At 69.1% G+C, this 18,211-nt stretch carries 15 protein-coding genes and 1 pseudogene; 5 read left to right on the top strand and 11 right to left on the bottom strand.

Annotated elements, in window-relative coordinates; genetic code table 11:
• Positions 1 to 163: 163 nt before the first annotated feature.
• From ACFWZU_RS06995 to ACFWZU_RS06970, 6 genes are all read right to left on the bottom strand, one after another.
• The gene (locus ACFWZU_RS06995) at positions 164 to 1,666 is read right to left on the bottom strand and encodes a UbiD family decarboxylase (protein ID WP_439700687.1); all 1,503 of its coding nucleotides are present in this window, start codon (positions 1,664 to 1,666) and stop codon (positions 164 to 166) included.
• A gap of 132 nt (positions 1,667 to 1,798) precedes the next feature.
• On the bottom strand, positions 1,799 to 2,902 hold the full coding sequence (locus ACFWZU_RS06990; protein ID WP_439700686.1) for a diguanylate cyclase: 1,104 nt from the start codon (positions 2,900 to 2,902) through the stop codon (positions 1,799 to 1,801).
• On the bottom strand, positions 2,881 to 3,990 hold the full coding sequence (locus ACFWZU_RS06985) for a PLP-dependent cysteine synthase family protein (RefSeq protein ID WP_439700685.1): 1,110 nt from the start codon (positions 3,988 to 3,990) through the stop codon (positions 2,881 to 2,883). Before ACFWZU_RS06985 ends, ACFWZU_RS06990 begins: the two co-directional genes overlap by 22 nt.
• Positions 3,991 to 3,997: 7 nt before the next feature.
• Positions 3,998 to 5,944, bottom strand: coding sequence for a pyridoxal phosphate-dependent decarboxylase family protein (locus tag ACFWZU_RS06980; protein WP_439700684.1), 1,947 nt, complete (start codon positions 5,942 to 5,944; stop codon positions 3,998 to 4,000).
• Positions 5,941 to 6,345, bottom strand: coding sequence for a SirB2 family protein (locus tag ACFWZU_RS06975; RefSeq protein ID WP_439700683.1), 405 nt, complete (start codon positions 6,343 to 6,345; stop codon positions 5,941 to 5,943). Before ACFWZU_RS06975 ends, ACFWZU_RS06980 begins: the two co-directional genes overlap by 4 nt.
• 86 nt (positions 6,346 to 6,431) lie before the next feature.
• Positions 6,432 to 8,714, bottom strand: a complete 2,283-nt coding sequence (locus tag ACFWZU_RS06970) for a nitric-oxide reductase large subunit (RefSeq protein ID WP_439700682.1) — start codon at positions 8,712 to 8,714, stop codon at positions 6,432 to 6,434.
• A gap of 364 nt (positions 8,715 to 9,078) precedes the next feature.
• On the opposite strand from ACFWZU_RS06970, the gene ACFWZU_RS06965 reads away from it, so the two are divergent.
• The 3 genes from ACFWZU_RS06965 to ACFWZU_RS06955 all read left to right on the top strand — a co-directional run bounded on the left by ACFWZU_RS06965 (position 9,079) and on the right by ACFWZU_RS06955 (position 10,159).
• Entirely contained in the window at positions 9,079 to 9,321 is a 243-nt protein-coding gene (locus ACFWZU_RS06965) for a hypothetical protein (RefSeq protein ID WP_439700681.1), read from the top strand.
• Positions 9,318 to 9,647: an antitoxin Xre/MbcA/ParS toxin-binding domain-containing protein gene (locus ACFWZU_RS06960; protein ID WP_439700680.1), complete on the top strand. Its 330-nt coding sequence runs from the start codon at positions 9,318 to 9,320 to the stop codon at positions 9,645 to 9,647. Before ACFWZU_RS06965 ends, ACFWZU_RS06960 begins: the two co-directional genes overlap by 4 nt.
• A gap of 317 nt (positions 9,648 to 9,964) precedes the next feature.
• Complete coding sequence (locus ACFWZU_RS06955) at positions 9,965 to 10,159, top strand: hypothetical protein (protein ID WP_439700679.1); 195 nt, start codon at positions 9,965 to 9,967, stop codon at positions 10,157 to 10,159.
• Between the two features lie 45 nt (positions 10,160 to 10,204).
• On the opposite strand, the pseudogene ACFWZU_RS06950 reads toward ACFWZU_RS06955, so the two are convergent.
• The 5 genes and pseudogenes from ACFWZU_RS06950 to ACFWZU_RS06930 all read right to left on the bottom strand — a co-directional run bounded on the left by ACFWZU_RS06950 (position 10,205) and on the right by ACFWZU_RS06930 (position 16,105).
• Positions 10,205 to 10,849 (bottom strand): annotated as a pseudogene (locus tag ACFWZU_RS06950) (FMN-binding negative transcriptional regulator).
• Between the two features lie 99 nt (positions 10,850 to 10,948).
• Positions 10,949 to 11,908, bottom strand: a complete 960-nt coding sequence (zipA, locus tag ACFWZU_RS06945) for a cell division protein ZipA (RefSeq protein ID WP_439700678.1) — start codon at positions 11,906 to 11,908, stop codon at positions 10,949 to 10,951.
• Between the two features lie 10 nt (positions 11,909 to 11,918).
• Positions 11,919 to 15,419: a chromosome segregation protein SMC gene (gene smc / locus ACFWZU_RS06940; protein ID WP_439700677.1), complete on the bottom strand. Its 3,501-nt coding sequence runs from the start codon at positions 15,417 to 15,419 to the stop codon at positions 11,919 to 11,921.
• Between the two features lie 135 nt (positions 15,420 to 15,554).
• Positions 15,555 to 15,800, bottom strand: coding sequence for a BolA family protein (locus tag ACFWZU_RS06935; protein WP_439700781.1), 246 nt, complete (start codon positions 15,798 to 15,800; stop codon positions 15,555 to 15,557).
• A gap of 5 nt (positions 15,801 to 15,805) precedes the next feature.
• Entirely contained in the window at positions 15,806 to 16,105 is a 300-nt protein-coding gene (locus ACFWZU_RS06930; protein ID WP_439700676.1) for a YciI family protein, read from the bottom strand.
• A 205-nt stretch (positions 16,106 to 16,310) separates the two neighbouring features.
• Here ACFWZU_RS06930 and ACFWZU_RS06925 point away from each other — a divergent pair, with 205 nt between their 5' ends.
• Positions 16,311 to 17,420, top strand: a complete 1,110-nt coding sequence (locus ACFWZU_RS06925) for an AI-2E family transporter (protein ID WP_439700675.1) — start codon at positions 16,311 to 16,313, stop codon at positions 17,418 to 17,420.
• 94 nt (positions 17,421 to 17,514) lie between these two features.
• Positions 17,515 to 18,159, top strand: a complete 645-nt coding sequence (locus ACFWZU_RS06920) for a YidC/Oxa1 family membrane protein insertase (protein ID WP_439700674.1) — start codon at positions 17,515 to 17,517, stop codon at positions 18,157 to 18,159.
• Positions 18,160 to 18,211: the final 52 nt, after the last annotated feature.

The raw sequence follows: 18,211 nt of genomic DNA, 5'->3' as shown, positions 1-18,211 counted from the left end.
GCCGGGCAATGCTCGCGAGAAGCGCCCTACCTGATCCTTCCCCCGCCTGCGGGGGAAGGTGCCCGAAGGGCGGATGGGGGAAGCCTTGCGGGGAGCTTTCATTCCTGGCGGAGCGCGAAGACAGCCAGCCGCGCGCTCCGTCCAACCCGGCCGATAGCCGGACTCAGCTTTCGCAGCGACGGACAGGTTGCACCATCGGCTTGGTCGCCAAGCTGCCCCACAGGGCTTCCACGCGCGCATCCACCGCTGCGTCCGGCGCGATCGGCATGCCCCAGGCGCGACTCGTTTCGCCCGGCCACTTGTTGGTCGCGTCGATGCCCAGCTTGGAGCCCATGCCGGCGACCGGGCTGGCGAAGTCGAGGTAGTCGATCGGCGTGTTCTCCACCAGCATCGTGTCGCGCGCCGGATCCACCCGCGTGGCGATGGCCCAGATCACCTGCGACCAGTCGCGCACGTCGACGTCGGCATCCACCACGATCACGAACTTGGTGTAGGTGAACTGGCGAAGGTAGGACCACACGCCCATCATCACGCGCCGCGCGTGGCCGGCGTACTGCTTGCGGATGGCGACCACGGCGACGCGGTAGGAGCAGGCTTCCGGCGGCAGGTGGAAGTCGACGATCTCGGGGAACACCTTCTGCAGGATCGGCACGAACACTTCGTTCAGCGCCATCGCCAGCACCGAGGGCTCGTCGAACGGTGCGCGGCCCATGTAGCTGCCGTGGTAGATCGCGCCTTGGCGCAGGTGCATGCGCTCGATGGTGAGCACCGGGAAACGGTCCTGCGCGTTGTAGTAGCCGGTGTGGTCGCCGAACGGTCCCTCCAGCGCGCTGTCGTCCGGATGGATGAAACCCTCGAGCAGGATCTCGGCGCCGGCGGGCGCGTCCAGGCCGGTCAGCTCGCTGCGCCACAGGCGCGTGCGTTCGGCGCGAAGCAGGCCGGCGAATTCGTATTCGCAGAGCGTGTCCGGCACCGGCGCCACGGCGGCCAGCAGGGTGGCCGGGTCGGCGCCGATGGCGACCAGCACGGGGAAGGGTTCGCGCGGGCGGTCGAGGCGCCAGTCGGCGTAGTCCAGCGCGCCGCCGCGATGCGGCAGCCAGCGCATGATCACGCGATTGCGGCCGATCACCTGCTGGCGGTAGATCGCCACGTTCTGGCGGCGCTTGGCGGTGCCGCGGGTGACCACCAGGCCGAGCGTGACCAGGCGCCCCGCGTCGCCCGGCCAGCAGTGCTGGATCGGCAGGCGGGCGAGGTCGATGTCGTCGCCCTCGACCGTTTCATGCAGGAAGGCCGCCTCGTCGACATGGCGCGGCGCAACGTGCGCCAGTTGTGCCAGCTCCGGCCAGGTGGCGAGTGCCTGGCGCAGGTTGGCCGGCCAGCGTGGTTCCTTGATCGAGGCGAGCAGCTGGCCCAGTTCGCGCAGGCTGGCGATTGGCCTCCCGGCGAGCGCCAGTTCGATGCGCCGGCGGTGGCCGAACAGGTTGCCGAGGAAGGCGTGGTCGGAGCCGACCGGGTGTTCCATCAGCAGTGCCGGACCGCCTTCGCGCAGGGCGCGATGACACAGGGCCGTGGTTTCCAGGTGCGGATCGACCGGCGCCTGCACGCGGGCGAGCTGGTGCTGGCGTTCGAGCTGGGCGAGGAAGGAGCGCAGGTCGTGGTGGCTCATCGGCGGCGTCGGTGGTGTGTGGTGGTGCGAGGCTCGCCGGCGCGGGAACCGGCTGCCTTGACGCGGGTCAGGCGGGAGCGTCGGAGCTTCCGCCCCGAGGGGACAGGATCAGCACGCGGGGACGCGCGACAGCTAGCCGACAACGCACCGGTTGCGTCCCTGCGCCTTGGCGCGATACAGCGCCGCATCGGCGCGGGCGATCAGCGCTTCGGGCGCCTCGCCGGTGTCGCGGGTTGCGAGCCCGACGCTCAATGTGGCGCGCGCCTCGCCATCGGGCACCGGCACGTGCATGGCTGCCACGGCCAGGCGGATGCGTTCGGCGGTAGCCAGTGCATCGGTCCCGTCGCAGGCCGGCAGCACGGCAAGGAATTCCTCGCCGCCATGGCGCGCCGCCAGGTCGGATGCGCGCAGCTCCCGCCGCAGCACCTGGGCGAGCGCCACCAGCACGCAGTCGCCGCCGGCGTGGCCGTGCTGGTCGTTGACGCGCTTGAAGTGGTCCAGGTCGAGCATCAGCACCGACAACGGCTCGCCCCGGCGATCGGCGTCGGCGCAGGCAGCCTGCAGATGCGCGGTGGCATGGCGGCGGTTGGCAAGCCCGGTGAGCGGATCGTGGGCAGCATCGCGGCGCGCCGCAAGCAGGCGCACGAGCAGGCGCAGCTGCGCCTGGCCGGTCCACGCGCCGACGGCCACGATCAGGCCGAACAGCCACACCCGGTTCCACAGCAACGCATCGGCAGGCGCGCCTTCCAGCGCCAGCAGCAGCGCGAACTGGCCGGCGGCAGCCACTGCCGCGAGCAGGTTGCGCCACCACGGCAGCGGGAACAGCGCCAGTTGCGCGGCCATCAGGTAAGGGAAAAGGCCGTAGCCGATGCGCAGCGCGTCGTCGTGCGGCGGCACCCGCCACTGCAGCAGACCGAAGCCGACCGCCTGCAACGCCACCAGCAGCCACATGGCGGTGAAGCGCGGCAGCCGCGCGGCCTGGCACGACAGGGCTAACAACCCGCCGGCCAGCGCCAGGCGCAGAACCAGTGCGGGCAATGCGCGGGCGGGGCCGAGCGCCAGAACGTCCAGCGGAATCCACGCGAGTGTGAGCGGTACCAGCAGTCGCGCAAAGGCCACGGCGCGCAGCCGCACCACTGCTTCGACGTGCGTGCGGCATTCGGGCGGTATACGGCAGCTGGCCGCGAGGGTGGCGGGGAGGCCGTGGAGCGTGATCAGGCGGGCAGGGGCGTCCACGTACCGGTGGCCAGGCAACGTTCCAGCGCGGCGCGCGCGGGGGCGATGTCGATCGAGCGGGCGGCAAGCCAGGCCGGATCGAACAGGGTTTCCGCGTACCGTTCGCCGGGGTCGCACAACAGGCTGACGATGCTGCCGCGCTGGCCCCGCGCACGCATCGCTGCGGCCAGTTGCAGACAGGCGACCAGGTTGGTGCCGGACGAACCGCCATAGCGGCGACCGAGCAGGTCCTCCAGCATCCACGCCGCGGCGACCGACGCCGCATCGTTCACCTCGACCACGTGGTCGACCACCTCGAACAGGAAGCCCGGTTCGACCCGCGGGCGACCGATGCCCTCGATCACCGTCGGCCGTTTGGCCACGGCCCGGCGGTCGCGCGTTCGCCAGCCTTGCACGAAACCGCTGCAGGCCGGCTCGGCCACGCACAGGCGGGTGTCCAGGCGGCGGTAGCGCAGGTAGCGGCCGATGGTGGCGGAGGTGCCGCCCGTGCCGGCGCCGCAGACGATCCATGCCGGCGTCGGCTGCGGCTCGCGCGCCATCTGCTGGATGATCGATTCGGCGATGTTGTTGTTGCCGCGCCAGTCGGTGGCGCGCTCGGCGAGGCCGAACTGATCCAGGTGACAGGCGCCGCGGGAGGCGTGTTCGGCGGCGCGGGCGTGTACCTGAGCGGGGTCCTCGACCAGGTCGCAGCGGCCGCCGAGCGCCTGCACGTCGCGGATCTTGCGCGGCGCGGTACAGGCGGGCATCACCGCGGTGAAGGACAGCCCGAGCATCCGCGCGAACCACGCTTCGGAAATCGCGGTGCTGCCGGAGGATGCGTCGACCACGTGCTGGCCTTCATGCAGCCGGCCGTTGCACAGCGCGTAGAGATAAAGCGAGCGGGCCAGGCGGTGTTTCAGGCTGCCGCTGGGATGGGCCGCCTCGTCCTTGAAATAGAAGTCGATGCCGGGGAAGCCGGGCAGCGCGAGCTTGAGCAGGTGCGTGTCGGCCGAGCGCGCTGCTTCCTGCGCGAGTGCGGCGAGGGCGTCGTGTACCCAGGCGCGGTCGTGGCTGGTGCGGTGCGGTTGCAGGGGAACGGGATGGTCCATGGCGGTGTCAGCGGCGCGTGGCGGCAAGCGCGCGCAGGCGCCGGGCCAGGTGGTCGAAGTAGCGGTCGATGTAGCTGATGCCGTTTTCGTGGTCGATCAGGTACGGGTTCATCAGAGTGTGGCGCAGGATCAGCAGGTGGTCTTCGCCGCCGTCGAACGTCTGCGGGTCCAGGCCCAGCGCGTCCAGGATGCGCCGCGTCTGCGCCGGGCCGAGCACGTCCGGGCGCAGGCTGGTGACCGAGCCGAAGAACTCCTTCACCTGCAGCGGCTGGCGCACGTCGCAGCGCAGCTCGTCGTGCAGCGCGCGCACGAAGGCGTTGGCGGCCGCCGCGTCGCGGTTGCCGTGCGGGTTGATCGCCAGGCAAACCAGGTTGCTGTCCGGCGCGAAGGGCACCAGCACATGCACGCGCCCGGCCAGCTCGTCCGCGCATTGCCGTGCCCGGGCGTGAAAGGCCTCGGCCGCCTGCAGGGTGGCGCGCGGCAGGCGGCCGAAATGGGCGTGGTCCAGCGGCAGCACTTTGTGCGTGACGTAGACCGCGGCCGCGGCGGCGCCCGGCTTGGAGCCTTCGGGGATGTACTGGCCGAGGCTGCGGTAGCGGGCGAGGTAGTCGACCGGTGTGGCGCCGTGGAAGACGTAGTCCGCGCGCTCGGCCAGCAGCGCCATGGCGCGGTGGTCGCGGCAGACGAAGGCGCCCGACCCGTAAGGCAGGTAGCCGAGCTTGTGCGGATCGACGGTCACCGAATCGGTGTCGCCCAGCGCGGCGAACGCAGCGTGCACGTCGGGCGTCGGGAAATGCGCGTAGTCGACGGCCACGTCCTCGCGCGGACGCAGGCTGCCGTCCTCGCGGCGGAACACGGTCGCCAGATAACCGCCCCAGGCGGCATCGACGTGCACGGCAAAATCCAGCCCCTGGGCGCGGCTTGCCTCGCGTGCCTTCAGCACGTCGTGGACCGGATCCATCGTGCCGTACTCGGTGCCGCCCAGCACCGCCACGCACAGCAGTACCGGCTCGCGCGCCCGGGCGAGGCGCTGCAGTCGCTCGGCCAGTGCGTCGGCATCCAGCCGCATGTCGCGGGTCGGCAGCAGCTCGAGGTTCTCCCGGCCCAGCCCCAGCAGCTTGACGCCCTTGCTCCAGGAGTAGTGCGCGGTGATCGGCGCCAGCACGCGTGGCACGCTCAATTGCGGGTGCGCGGCGAAGAAGCCGGCCAGGCCACGCTGCTCGATGCGCTCGGCTTCCACCCAGGCACGCCATTGCGCTCGCACCGGCGGCGCGAGCGCGGCCAGCCAGCGCTGCCACTGTTCCAGCAGCGCGATCGACGCGGCCGGGGAAAGGTTGAAGGCGCCCCAGTCGTTCTCGGGCAGGGCGATATCCGGCACCTGCGCGGCGCGCAATGCGACCGGGAAGGCCTTCAGTGCCAGCGCCAGGCGCAGTGCCTGGTAGTTGGCGACGGTGCCGCCGGAGGTGAGGTGGCCGAAGGCGCAGTCCGGCCGCGCCGGATCGTGCGGGTAGCCGAGCATGCGCGCCAGTTGCAGGCCGGCCTGCACTTCCAGGTCGACGGTGACCGGCGCGGCATCCTCGCTGACGTTGTTGGGGTTGTAGGGCAGGGTGAGCATCTGCGCAGCCAGCCCCGGCAGCAGCAGGTCGGAGGCCATGTGGCCGATGTAGCGGGGGCTGTGGAACGGCACCGACTTCTTCAGCGCGGCCGAGAGCTGGTGCAGCTCGCGGCGCATGCGCGACTCGAACGCGAGGTAGTCAGGATGGCACGCAGCCGAGGTGGCGATCGCCGGCGGGTCTTCCGGGTGGAAGTTCCGCCGCCAGTAGACGTGGTCGCGCAGGAACTCGACCAGCAGCTTTTCCAGCAGCGTGTCGTTCTCGCCGTAGGGGCCGAGAAAGCAGGCATCGAGCGTGTGGTCGCGCGGCGATTCAGCCGGCAGCTCGGAGGCGGCGCTCATGCGAACCACCCGTGCAGCCAGCCCATGGGATGGTGCATGCGTGCGATCCCCAGGATGAAGACGTATATCGCCACCGCGGCGGCCAGGAATATCCGTCGCGCCGCTGGCGTTCGCGCACGCTTGAGCGCGAGGCTGCCGAGCACGACGTAAGCCACCACCAGCACCAGCTTCACGGTCAGCCAGCCGTTGGCGAAGTACGCGCCGGGCAGGATGGTGAGCAGCATCAGTGCCGCGGTGAGCAGCGTGGTATCGATGGTGTAACTGAGATAGCGCAGCGGCGCCCAGTGCGCCGCACCGGCATGGCCGACCTGCAGCAGCAGCCCGCGCAGCGCGAACAGCGCACCGCTGAGCAGGACGCAGGCGATGTGCACGGCCTTGATCTGGGGATAGAACTCGAACATGGCAGCCCGTGGTGTCGCAGGAGCGCACCGGGTGTGCTCCTGCAGAAAAGGATCAGGGCGCGCCTCGCGGCACGCCCTGATGTCGGTCACGCGCTCTCTCGCGCCGCTTGCGGCAGCGGCACCGCCCTGGGCTCGCGTTTGCCCCGCAGCCACAGCGAGGCCACGAACACCGAGGTCAACAGCGCGCCCACCGCGAACAGCGTGTCGCCCGGCACGCGCATCCACACGAGCAGGTGGATCAACGGGCGGTCCATGAAGTGCTCCGAGCGTGCGAACCAGTAGCCGTGGTCGAGCACCGCGTCGAGCTGGAGGATGCCAAGCGGCAACAAGGTCAGCAGGGCCATCATCGACAGGCCGATGTTGAGCGACCAGAACGCACCCTTGAGCCAGCCTTCGCGCCACTCGGCGTCCGGCTTGATGCCGCGCAGGCAGAACAGCATCAACCCCAGGCCGAGCATGCCGTACACGCCCATCAGCGCGGTGTGGCCGTGCGTGGCCGTGAGGTTCAGGCCCTGCATGTAGTACAGCGCGATCGGCGTGTTGACCAGAAAGCCGAACAGGCCGGCACCGATCAGGTTCCAGAAGCTCACCGCCACGAAGAAGATGATCGGCCAGCGATAGCGCGCCATCCACGGCGCGGCGTGCTGCTTCTTCCAGTTGTCGTAGGCCTCCAGTCCAATAAGCGCCAGCGGCACCACTTCCAGCGCGGAGAAGCTCGCCCCCAGCGCGATGACCGCCGTGGTCGTGCCGGTGAAGTACAGGTGGTGCAGGGTGCCGAGCACGCCGCCGGCCATGAACACGATGGTGGCGAAGAGCACGTTCACCGTCGCGCTGTGCACGCGCAGCAAGCCGAGGCGTACGAACAGGTAGCTGATCACCGCGGTGGCGAACACCTCGAAGAAGCCTTCCACCCACAGGTGCACCACCCACCAGCGCCAGTACTCGACCATCGCGATATGGGTGTGCTCGCCCCACATCAGGCCGGCGCCGTAGAGCAGGCCGATCGCGATGGTGGAGAGAAACAACAGGCCCACGATGTTGGAGGTCTCGTCGCGGCGCTTGATCGCCGGCCACAGTGCACGACCGACCAGGAACAGCCACAGCATCAGCCCGACGAACAGGAAGATCTGCCAGAAGCGGCCAATGTCGGTGTATTCCCAGCCCTGGTGGCCGAACCAGAAGTTGTACTTCAGGCCCATCTTGTCCATCACCGCGAACCACTGACCGGCGAAGGAGCCAACCACGATCAGGATCAGGCACACCCACAGGAAGTTGACGCCCAGACGCTGGAATTTCGGTTCGTGTCCGCCGATCACCGGCGCGATGTACAGGCCCGTGGCGAGCCAGGCGGTGGCGATCCACAGCACGGCCAGCTCCGTGTGCCATGTGCGCGTGAGCGCATAGGGCAGGATGTTGGCCAGCGCGAAGCCGTAGGCCTGCTGGCCTTCGACCTGGTAGTGCGCGGTAGTGGCGCCGAGCAGGATCTGGGTCAGGAACAGGCCCATCACCGTCCAGAAGTACTTGGCGGTGGCCTTCATCGAGGGCGTGGGCTTGAATTCGGCCAGCGGATCGCGGGCCGGCGGCACGGCAGGCTCCTCCTTGTGGCTCTGCACCGCGTGGTGCCAGCCGAGCAGGCCGATGCCGAGGATCAGGAACAGCACGCTGAAGACCGACCAGATGAAGGTCGTGCCGCTGGGCTGGTTGCCCACCAGCGGATCGAACGGCCAGTTCTGCGTGTAGCTCACGCTGTGGCCGGGGCGCTCGGCGGCGGCGGCCCAGCTGGTCCAGAAGAAGAACGCGGTGACGACGCGGCGATGCTCCATCCCGGCGATGGTGTTCTCGCGCATCGCATAGCCCTCGCGCAGCTTGTGCGTGGCCGGGTCGTTGCTGAACAGGCTGTCGTAGTGCAGCGCCACCACTTCCATCGCCTGCGCGCGCAGCGGCGACACGGTGATCGTGCCCTTGGCCGCGTCGTACGTGTTGGTGCGCTCTTCCTGTTGCACTCGTGCTTTCAAAGCGGCCTGGCGGCCGGCATCGAGCGAAGCGAACGAGGCGGCGCCTTCGTCACGGGCAAGCAGCTCCAGCATGGTCGTCGCTTCGCGGTGCAGCCAGTCGGCGCTCCAGTCCGGCGCCACCAGGGCGCCGTGGCCCCAGATGGAGCCCAACTGCTGCCCGCCGATGCTCTGCCACACCTGCCGGCCCAGCTCGATGTCGGCTCGCGTATAGAGCGTATGGCCATCCGTGGTGACCACGGCCGAAGGCAGCGGCGGCGCCTGCTGATGGACTTCCTTGCCGACCCATAGCAGGACAGCGAACGAGGCCAGCAGCAAAGCCGCCAGCCCCAGCCAGAGTTTTCGGGTGGTGCTCATTGCGCGTCTCCCTTGAGGACGCGTGCATGGTCAGGGGTGGGGCGGGGGGCGCTCTTGATTCATGTCAGGCGGGGAGCGGGCTGGAGAGCGGGCGATTTGTCGCAGGGGTTATGGAGGCCGGTGCACCGGCCTCGGGCAAGGTAGCCACCCAAGAGTGCCGTCGTCTTGTCCCGGCGGGTCGTCGACAACACGGAGGGAAAATCGCTTCGCGATGGCTCTTTTCCGATATGCGCACCTGAGGCCAGGGGAGGAGGCATCCAAAAGCCGCTCCTGTTCGTATTGGCTACCGTTACCGGAAAGCGATTCGCAGGAGGTTCCCATGCGATCCACATCTGAGGTTTGGCTGGCAACCGGAGCGCGACCCTTGCAACATGCTCCCTCGCCAGTGGAAGACGCGCGGACGGCGGCGCTGGCGGTGCTGCGATTGGCCGCGTCGCTGGAACCCGACCCGGTGGAAGCCATGGTCTGGTACCGCACCGTACCGCTGTCGGTACTGGACGGGCTCACCGCGGCGGAACTGGTAAAGGAGGGCAGGGTACACGCCGTACTGACCTTCCTGCGGGCGGCGATCGAGATCGACCGCTCCGAGCAGAGGACGCTGCAGTGACCCACGCACAGCGGTCGTCGAAGACAGGCCGCAGCCTGCGTGCCGTGGCTGACGAGCTGCACGGGCTGGACCTCGCCCGCGAGGCAGCCATGCAGCGCGCGTTCGGGGTATTGGAGGAACACCATCCAGCGGTCGCGCAACTGGCTCTGCAGTTCGCTGGCGACCGGCAGCGGGCGGCACGCTGGATGTGCATGCACCAGCGGGCCTTCGAGGGGCGATCGGCCTACGACCTGCTCGCCGACGGCGATGTGGACACCGTGTGCGACCGGCTGTCCGGCGCCAAGCCCTCCCGGGCAGCAGCGCGACAGGCCGGCCTGGCGTACTGAAACTGCCGCCCGGAGCGGCGCAGCGCTATGGCCACGAATGTCCGCCCTGGCTGAAAGCGATAATGGCCAGCGTCTCCGCACGGTCTCCGGCGACATCAATAACTGGCACCCGAGGACGTCGTCGCCCACAACAGAGCCATCCGAACCGGCGGTCCCGTAGCAGGATGACAGGGGAACATCCGCGAGCCGATGTTTCCACCCGCTTCGCTACTTTACATAATAGACATTATGCGCAATTGAGTACAGGCCAACGACGAAGCGTTCGCCACGCTGCACCCCGCTGCGCAGCCTTTCATCCGCCTCTTCAGGAGTTCCCCATGACGCCGCTCGACAAACCGCTGAAGCGTGAACTGACTATCGGGGATGTCGCCTACACGTTGGTGGTGGACCCGGAGGGATTGAAGTTGACGGAGAAAGGACGGCGCCGCGGTGTGGCGTTGCTCTGGAAAGATCTGGTCAGCGGCGACGCGGCGTTGGCTACGGCACTGCAGGCTTCGTTGGAAGCGAAATAATCCAGTACTTGCTGGTCCAGGCGAGCAAGGCTCGCACGCGCGGGCCTACGGTTCCATGGCCGGTTTGTTGGCAGCCCGGATCGCTGCGGCCATCTTGCGGCTTTCGTCACTCCCCAGCCCGTCCAGTCCCGCCAACACGCCCTCGCGATCGGATTCGCTGCGGTTCTGGCTGAGTTTCCATTTGCCTTCGATCCGCTCGATCGGCAGGCGCAGGCCGGTGATGGCCTTGAGGTTGCGGTCGATGTAGTCCGCTGGAGCGTCGTCCACGTGCCACGGATCGGGCATGGCACGTTCGTGGCGGTCGGTGAGCTTGCACAGGAGTTCGCGCAGGGCGGACGGCTCGTCGAAGGTTTCCAGGGTGCCGTGGGCGTGGACGGCGATGTAGTTCCAGGTGGGGACTTCCCGGCCGTGGGTCGGCTTGCCGGGATACCAGCCGGCGGAAATGTAGGCGTGAGGGCCAAGGAAGATCGCCAGCGACGGCGCGCCGTTGCCAAGCGCGTGGGGATTGGCGCGGGCGACGTGGCCTTAGAGCGTGCCGTACTTGCCCTCTTCCGGCGCCAACAGCAGCGGGATGTGGCTGACCTGGAGACCGTCGGGGGTGGTGCTGACCAGGCTGGCGAAGGCGATCGTGTCGATCGCTGCATGCAGTTCGGGCAGACGCGTTTCGCGGAAGGCGGTGGGCGTGTACATGGCGCGGTCCGAACGGATGGTCAGGAGCGCCATGTCGCGACCGGGGGCATGGCGGTCGCGCACAGGTGCGCTGCTACAGGGGCGTTGCCGGGCGGACCGTCAGCGGCCGAAGATGATTTCCTGGCCTTCGTGGTCGCGGTCCCAGCCGCGCAGCTCGTCGCGGATGTGCGCGATGCGCTGGCGGCCGAGGGCGTTGCGTTCCTCGTCCAGGACCTGGCCGTCGAGCAGCTCGGCAAGCCGTTGCGCGGTGGGCAGCATGGCGTCCCAGGCATCCAGCGCGGAGAGCGGGCCCGGCAGCGTCATGAAGAAGCTCAGGCCCGGGGTGCGCAGGGCGTCGAGGCGGGTCAGGTCGAAGTTGCCGGGCTTGAGCATGTTCGCCACGCTGAAGATCGGGCCCTGTTCGCGCTTGCCGTCGACCAGCCGGTGATAGATGCCCAGGTGGCCGTACTCCAGGCCCGCCTTCTCGGCCGCGACGATGAGGTCTGCGCCGTTGAATACGCCGCCGTCGCGGGCCATGACGAACAGCGTGACGATGCGTTCCATCGGCAGCTGCGAGGGGCGGCGACCGAGGTCCGACGCCGGCGGCGCCTTGGGCGCGGGTGCGGGCGCCGGGGCTGGAACAGGCGCCGAGGCTGGCGCGGACACGGGCGTCGGGGCGACGGCTTCGGCAGCGCCGGAAGGCGCACGCAGCGCGTCGATGATCGACGCTGCGCGGCCGGACGGCTGGGTGGCCGGAGCGGCGCGTTCGCCGGCCAGGGTGGCGCCGAGCTTTTCCAGTTCCTGGCGCAGGCCGATCTCCAGTTCGCCCTGCTGCGGCATGGGCTCCTCGCCACCGAGGCGCGCGTGCGGCTCGTCGTCGAGCAGCATGTCGTCCGTGTCGCCATCGCCCAAGGTGGGTTCGCGACGTTCGCCACTGCCCTGCCCGGTGTTCGGTACGCGGCGCCTGCCCTGCTCTTTCTTCGGCTGGCCGAACAGCCACAGCAGCGCCAGCACGATGGCGCCGGCGATCGCCAGCGGTACGCCGACGGCAGGGTTCCAGGCAAAGGCGAGCACGGTCATCGATGGATCCTCACGCAGCTCCGGCCAGTTTAGCCGCTTCGGCCAGGTCCACCTGCACCAGGCGCGAAACGCCTGGCTCGCGCATGGTCACGCCGCAGAGCTGGCTGGCCGCTTCCATCGTCGCCTTGTTGTGGCTGACGAAGATGAACTGCACCTTCTCGCTCATCTCGCGGACCATGTTGGAGAAGCGGCCGACGTTGGCTTCGTCCAGCGGCGCGTCCACCTCGTCGAGCAGGCAGAACGGTGCCGGATTAAGGTTGAAGATGGCGAACACCAGCGAGACCGCGGTCAGTGCCTTCTCGCCACCGGAGAGCAGCGAGATGTTGGACGGCCGCTTGCCCGGCGGACGCGCCATGATCGACACGCCGGTGTTGAGCAGGTCGTCGCCGGTCAGCTCCAGGTAGGCGTGGCCGCCGCCGAACAGGCGCGGGAACAGCTCCTGCACGCCGGCATTGACCTTGTCGAAGGTCTCCTTGAAGCGCTGGCGGGTCTCGCGGTCGATCTTCTTGATCGCGCCCTCGAGCGTCTCCATCGCGCTGGTCAGGTCAGCAATCTGGTTGTCCAGGTAGGTCTTGCGCTCGCTCTGTTCCGCATGTTCCTGGATTGCGGCGAGGTTGACCGGTTCCAGGCGAACGATCTTCTGCGCGAGATCGCCAAGCTGGGTGCGCCACTGGTTGGCGTCGGCCTGCTCGGGGAGCTCGGCGAGCAGCGGTTCGAGTTCCAGGCCGGAGGCGGCGATGGCTTCGGCGAGCTGGTCGGCGCGCATCTGCAGCGCCTGCGCGGCCAGGCGCTTTTCCGACAGGCTTTCACGCAGCCTGGCCAGGTTCTGCTCGGCCAGGTGGCGCTGTTGCTCGAGCTTGCGGAACTCGATGTCGCAGTCTTCCAGCGCGCGGCGCGCTTCGACGAGCTGCCTGTCCACGAGCAGGCGCTGGTCGAGGTAGGTCTGGCGCTCGGCTTCCAGTTCCGCGATCGGGTCGGAGCCAGCGGCCAGTTGTTCGGCGACTTCGGTGCGACGCGCCTCGACCTGGCGCAGTTGGGTGTCGAGGCGGGCCAGTGCCTGTTCCAGCGAGGCCAGCGACGAGCGCTTGGATTCCATCGACAGCGCCAGCGCGTGCGCCTGGTCGGCGGCCTCGCGGGCGTTCATGCGGGCTTCCTCGCGTGCTTCGAGCAGCGCGCGGCGCTCGTTTTCCAGCTCGCGGCGCTGGTCTTCCAGGTCGCCCATGTGGTTGACCGATTCGTCCAGGCGCGCACGGGCCTCGCGGGTCTGCACCTGCAGCTCGTCGAGCTGCTCGATCAGCGTGGACAGCTCGCCGGCCACCTTCTCGGCGCGGGCGCGCGCGGTTTCGACCTTGCCGCGGTGGCTCTGCAACTGGCCGGCGAGCTCGGATTGGCGGCGGTGTGCGTTGTAGAGCTCGCGCTGGGCGTCGTCGCGGGCGCGCTCGGCTTCGAACTTGGCGGTGCGCAGTTCGTCCAGGCGGGCGGTGGATTCTTCCAGCTGCGCTTCGAGTGTTTCGATCTGCTCGGTCAGCAGGCGGATGTCGCGCTCGCGCGCCAGCACGCCGACCTGGTTGCCCTGGGCACGGCGGATACGTGCCCACTGCGGGGCCAGCCATTCGCCGCTGCGGGTGATGATGGACTCCCCTGCCGCCAGCGAACCGACGCGGTTGCGCGCCTCGTCCAGCGTTTCGGCGGTGCGTACCTGCGCGAGCAGCTGCATGGCCGCGGCCGGGCCGCGCACCTTGGCGGCGAGCGTGCCTTCGGCGCCCTGCCCGCCTTCCGTCGAGGCCAGCAACGCGAGGTCGGCTTCGCCCAAGGTGCCGAAGTCACCGGCAAGGTTCAGCGGGTTGTCGACCAGCACACCGTCGAGCAGGCCGGCCAGCACGGTTTCGGCGGCGGACTCCCAGCCGGCGTCCACCTGCAGCGCTTCACCGAGGCGGCGCGCCTTGTCCAGGCCGAGGCTGGCGAGCCAGCCGCTGGCGGCGCTCTCTTCCTGGCCCAGCGCGGCGTGCTGCAGGGCCTCGAGCGAGGACAGCCGGCCACGCGCGCTCTGCAATTGCTGGCGCGCCTCGTTGAGCGAGGACTGCACCTGACGCTCCTCGTCGAGCACCTTCTCGTGAGTGAGCTTGTGCTGGTCGAGCAGGCTGCCGAGCGACTCGACCCGCTCGCGCTGGGTGTCGTGCTCGACGTGCAGTTGTTCGGCGGCGGCGTCGAGCGCGGCCACGTCGGTGGCGTTCTGCTCGGCTTCGAGGGCTTCGCGCCGCTTGGACAGGTCGATCGCCTGGCGGTCGAGGTAATTGAGTTTGGTGCGCTCGACTTCGGCGGCGCGGCTGGATTCGCCGGCGGTGCGCGTGTAGGCGTCCCAGCGTTGCTGCCAGTCGGCCAGCTTCGACTCGGTGCCGCGCGCCGCTTCGGCGGTGTCGTCCTGCATCTGCTGCAGCGCTTCGAGCTTGGGCTCGCCCTCGGCCAGCGCCATGCGCAGGGTTTCCACCTGCTCGCGGTCGTTGGCGATGTGCGCGGACAGCTCGCCATGCTCGCGCTCGGCTTCGGCCTGGGCGCGCTGCAGACGCTCGGCGGTTTCCTTGTTGAAGCGCACCTGCTGTTCGACGCGGGCGATCTCGGCGCCGACCTTGTACACCTCCGCCTGCACTTCGTTGAGGTGCTCGGTGGCGCCGACGTGACGCTCGCGGACCGATTCCAGTTGCGCCTCGATCTGGCGCTGGCCGGCGAGCTGCTTCTCGATCTCGATCTCGGCGGCGGAGAGGCCCTGCCCTTCGCCCTCGTGCTGGCCCTTCAGCGCGCGGTATTCCAGCGCGCGCAGTTCGGCTTCCTTGCGGGTCTGCTCTTCCTTCAGGGCCTTCCAGCGCTCGGCGGCGCGGGCCTGGCGGTTGAGGTGGTCGAGCTGCTTGTCGACCTCGTCGCGTACGTCCTTGACGCGATCGAGATTCTCGCGGGTGGACTTGATGCGGCTCTCGGTCTCCTTGCGGCGCTCCTTATACTTGGAGATGCCGGCGGCCTCTTCCAGATGTGTGCGCAGTTCTTCCGGGTGCGCCTCGATGATCTGGCTGATCATGCCCTGCTCGATGATCGAGTAGCTGCGCGGACCCAGCCCGGTACCGAGGAACAGGTCGGTGATGTCGCGGCGGCGGCAGCGCGCGCCGTTGAGGAAGTAGGACGACTGCCCGTCGCGGGTCACCTGGCGCTTGACCGAGATCTCGGCGTACTGCGCGTACTCGCCCTGGATGGTGCCGTCGGCGTTGTCGAAGATCAGCTCGACGGTCGCCTGCCCCACCGGCTTGCGCGCGTTGGAGCCGGAGAAGATCACGTCGGTCAGCGAATCGCCGCGCAGGCGGCTGGCGGCGCTCTCGCCCATCACCCAGCGGATCGCGTCGATGATGTTGGACTTGCCGCAGCCGTTGGGTCCGACCACGCCGGTCATGTTGGTCGGCAGGTGCAGCGTGGTGGGGTCGACGAAGGACTTGAAGCCGGCGAGTTTGATCGTAGTAAGGCGCATGCGGGCTCAACAGTAGGGCAGGCCCGCGGTGGCTCGGGCGACAGGTCACTGTGCCAAACGCCGGGCGTGGTCGCAATGCGAACCCTGCGTGACAAATAACTCGAAGTAGAATCTATAACTTGTTGAATTGGAAACTCAAGGAGCCTTGGCGTCGATCGACAGCGCGTGGATGCCCTGGTCCATCAGCCCTTCCAGCGCGGCGTACACCATGCGGTGCCGCCGGATCGGCAACACGCCGGCAAAGGCGGCGCTGACGATGCGCACGTGGAAATGGCCCTTGCCGGCGTTGGCGTGGCCGGCGTGCTTGTGGCCCTCGTCGAGCACCTCCAGCTCGACCGGCGCCAGCGCGTCGGTCAGGCGCTGGCGGATCTGCTCGACCATCGCGTTCACGGCAGGGTCTTGCGGAACGGCTTGACCTCGACGCCGGCGTAGACGCCCGCGGCGACATACGGATCGGCGTCGGCCCAGCGCTGGGCGTCGGCCTGCGAGGGGAACTCGGCGATGATCAGGCTGCCGGTGAAGCCCGCCGGGCCCGGATCTTCCGAGGCAATCGCCGGAAACGGGCCGGCCAGCAGCAGGCGGCCTTCGGCCTGGAGCTTTTCAAGGCGCGCCAGATGCTCCGGCCGCGCGCTCTTGCGCTTGTCCAGCGACTCGGGGACGTCGGTGCCGACGATGGCAAACCACATGGCGTGATGCTCCAACCGGGAAACTGCCAAGTCTAGCCGACCCGACCGCCGCCCACAGCGGCGCGGGGCCCGATGCGGGCCTACACGTTGCGGTGTGTTACGCCCCGGTAGGGTCAGGGCTTCCGGCTAGGCGTGCAGGCAGGTACGCGCGGCGCGCATGACCGCGTGATCCGGGCACGGCCGGCCACCGACAGGAGACCGATGCATGGGAGACACCCCGACCGACCCGTCCACGTCCCGTCCGGGCCGTCCGTCGCTGCGCGCGTTGTGGACCGATCCGTTCGGGCGCCTGGCCGTCCGCTCGGCGCAGGTGGGGCTGGTGCTGCTGGTGGCGTGGGCCGTGGGGGTGGCGGCCATTCGGCTCAAGCTGGTGGTGATTCCCCTGCTGTTGGCGCTGATCGTGAGCGCGGCACTGTTTCCGCTGGTCGCCTTGCTGCGGCGGCTGCACCTGCCGCACGCGGCGGCGGCCCTGCTTACCCTGCTGCTCGGAGGCGTGGGCCTCGGCGGCGTGATAGGGCTGGCCGTGGCGCGGGTGGCGGCGCAGTGGCCGACGCTGCAGTCGTCGGCCATCGACGGGTTCGGCCAGGCCCTGCACTACCTCCACCGCGGGCCGCTGTCGATCAGCGAACAACAGATCGAGCACGCCCGGCAGGCGGTGGTCGACTTCATCACCAGCAGCGAGTTTGGCCAGCATGCCATGGCGGGGGTGTTCACCACGATGGAGCTGGCGACCGGCTTCGTGCTGGTGCTGTTCATCCTGTTCTTCTTCCTGAAAGACGGGCCGTCCATCTGGCGTTTCCTGCTCCGGCCACTGCGACCGGCGTGGCACGCGCGCGTCGCGCATGCCGGCGATTGCGCGATCGACGTGCTGGGCGGCTACCTGCGCGGGACCGCACTGGTGGCGCTGGTCGATACCGTATTCATCGGCGGCGCGGTGTGGATCCTGGGCGTGCCGCTGGCGGTGCCGTTGTCGATCCTGGTGTTCCTGGCCGCGTTCGTGCCGATCGTCGGCGCGACCGCCACCGGGGTGATCGCGGCGCTGGTGGCGCTGGTGACCGTGGGGCTGAGCGCCGCGATCTGGGTGTCGGTCGTGGTGATCGTGGTCAACCAGCTGGAGGGCAACCTGCTCTCGCCGGTGGTGCTCGGACGCTCGCTGCAACTGCATTCGCTGGCGGTGCTGCTGGCGCTCACCGCAGGCACGATCCTGGGCGGGATCGTCGGTACGCTGCTGGCGGTGCCGCTGACCGGCGTGGCCTGGGCGGTGGCCAAGTCGTGGAACGATCCCCTGCCCTCGCCTCCGGACGGGAAAGGCTGAGCCCCCTGCCATCGGTCACCGCACCGGGGCGCTTGAAACAGTGGATGACCGCGCACATCTCCTGCGCTCACACCATGAAGCAGGGAGCGGGGGTATGTGGTCGATGTTCGTGGATGGACTTTCCTCGGTGCTGGCGCAGCTGGCCACGTGGCTGGACGGCAGTTACGGCGCGGCCGTGATCGCGCTGGCGGTGCTGGTGCGCGTGGGAATGCTGCCGATGACGCTGAAGCACGCCGAGCAGGGTTGGTGGCGGCAGCAGCAGTTGCTGGCGCTCAAACCGAAGCTGGCACGCCTCAAGGAACGCCATGCCGGTGATCCGGCCGCGCAGGCGCGGGCGATGCAGGCGTTGTATCGGGAGCACGGCCTGACCGGCGGCCTGGGCAGCGGCCTGCTGGTCGCGCTGGTGCAGGCGCCGTTGGGTGCGGGCATCTACGCGGCGATCCGCCAGGGCGTGGCCGGAGCCGGCTCGTTCCTGTGGATTCCGAAACTGGCGCGGCCGGATGCGTGGCTGGCGCTGGTGGTGGGAGTGCTGAGCTTCGCGGCATTGCTGCTCAACCCGGCGATGTCCGAGCAGACGCGCACCTTGCTGCAATGGCTGCCGGTGGTGGTATCGCTGCTGATGGTGTGGCACCTCGCCGCCGGGCTCGGGCTGTACTGGGCCGGGTCGAGCGGGGTGAATCTGTTGCAGATGGCGATGCTGCGGCGGCGCGTGCGGTCGCGGGGTGTGGGCGCGGTGTAGTTCCCCGCAAGGGCGCCCCCATCCGCCCTTCGGGCACCTTCCCCGTGGAACG

Source organism: Frateuria sp. GZRR33, from assembly GCF_051900425.1.
In the GTDB taxonomy this organism is placed as follows: Bacteria; Pseudomonadota; Gammaproteobacteria; order Xanthomonadales; family Rhodanobacteraceae; genus Frateuria_A.
This window is presented reverse-complemented; position numbering and strand designations above follow the sequence as displayed.

Excerpts from the sequence above, each read along its gene's own strand:
- ACFWZU_RS06955 (WP_439700679.1), top strand. The coding sequence starts at position 9,965 with ATGACGCCGCTCGACAAACCGCTGAAGCGTGAACTGACTATCGGGGAT.
- ACFWZU_RS06925 (WP_439700675.1), top strand. The coding sequence starts at position 16,311 with ATGGGAGACACCCCGACCGACCCGTCCACGTCCCGTCCGGGCCGTCCG.
- ACFWZU_RS06920 (WP_439700674.1), top strand. The coding sequence starts at position 17,515 with ATGTGGTCGATGTTCGTGGATGGACTTTCCTCGGTGCTGGCGCAGCTG.
- ACFWZU_RS06935 (WP_439700781.1), bottom strand. The coding sequence starts at position 15,800 with ATGGTCGAGCAGATCCGCCAGCGCCTGACCGACGCGCTGGCGCCGGTC.
- ACFWZU_RS06930 (WP_439700676.1), bottom strand. The coding sequence starts at position 16,105 with ATGTGGTTTGCCATCGTCGGCACCGACGTCCCCGAGTCGCTGGACAAG.
- zipA (WP_439700678.1), bottom strand. The coding sequence starts at position 11,908 with ATGACCGTGCTCGCCTTTGCCTGGAACCCTGCCGTCGGCGTACCGCTG.
- ACFWZU_RS06995 (WP_439700687.1), bottom strand. The coding sequence starts at position 1,666 with ATGAGCCACCACGACCTGCGCTCCTTCCTCGCCCAGCTCGAACGCCAG.
- ACFWZU_RS06980 (WP_439700684.1), bottom strand. The coding sequence starts at position 5,944 with ATGAGCGCCGCCTCCGAGCTGCCGGCTGAATCGCCGCGCGACCACACG.
- ACFWZU_RS06975 (WP_439700683.1), bottom strand. The coding sequence starts at position 6,345 with ATGTTCGAGTTCTATCCCCAGATCAAGGCCGTGCACATCGCCTGCGTC.
- ACFWZU_RS06985 (WP_439700685.1), bottom strand. The coding sequence starts at position 3,990 with ATGGACCATCCCGTTCCCCTGCAACCGCACCGCACCAGCCACGACCGC.
- smc (WP_439700677.1), bottom strand. The coding sequence starts at position 15,419 with ATGCGCCTTACTACGATCAAACTCGCCGGCTTCAAGTCCTTCGTCGAC.
- ACFWZU_RS06970 (WP_439700682.1), bottom strand. The coding sequence starts at position 8,714 with ATGAGCACCACCCGAAAACTCTGGCTGGGGCTGGCGGCTTTGCTGCTG.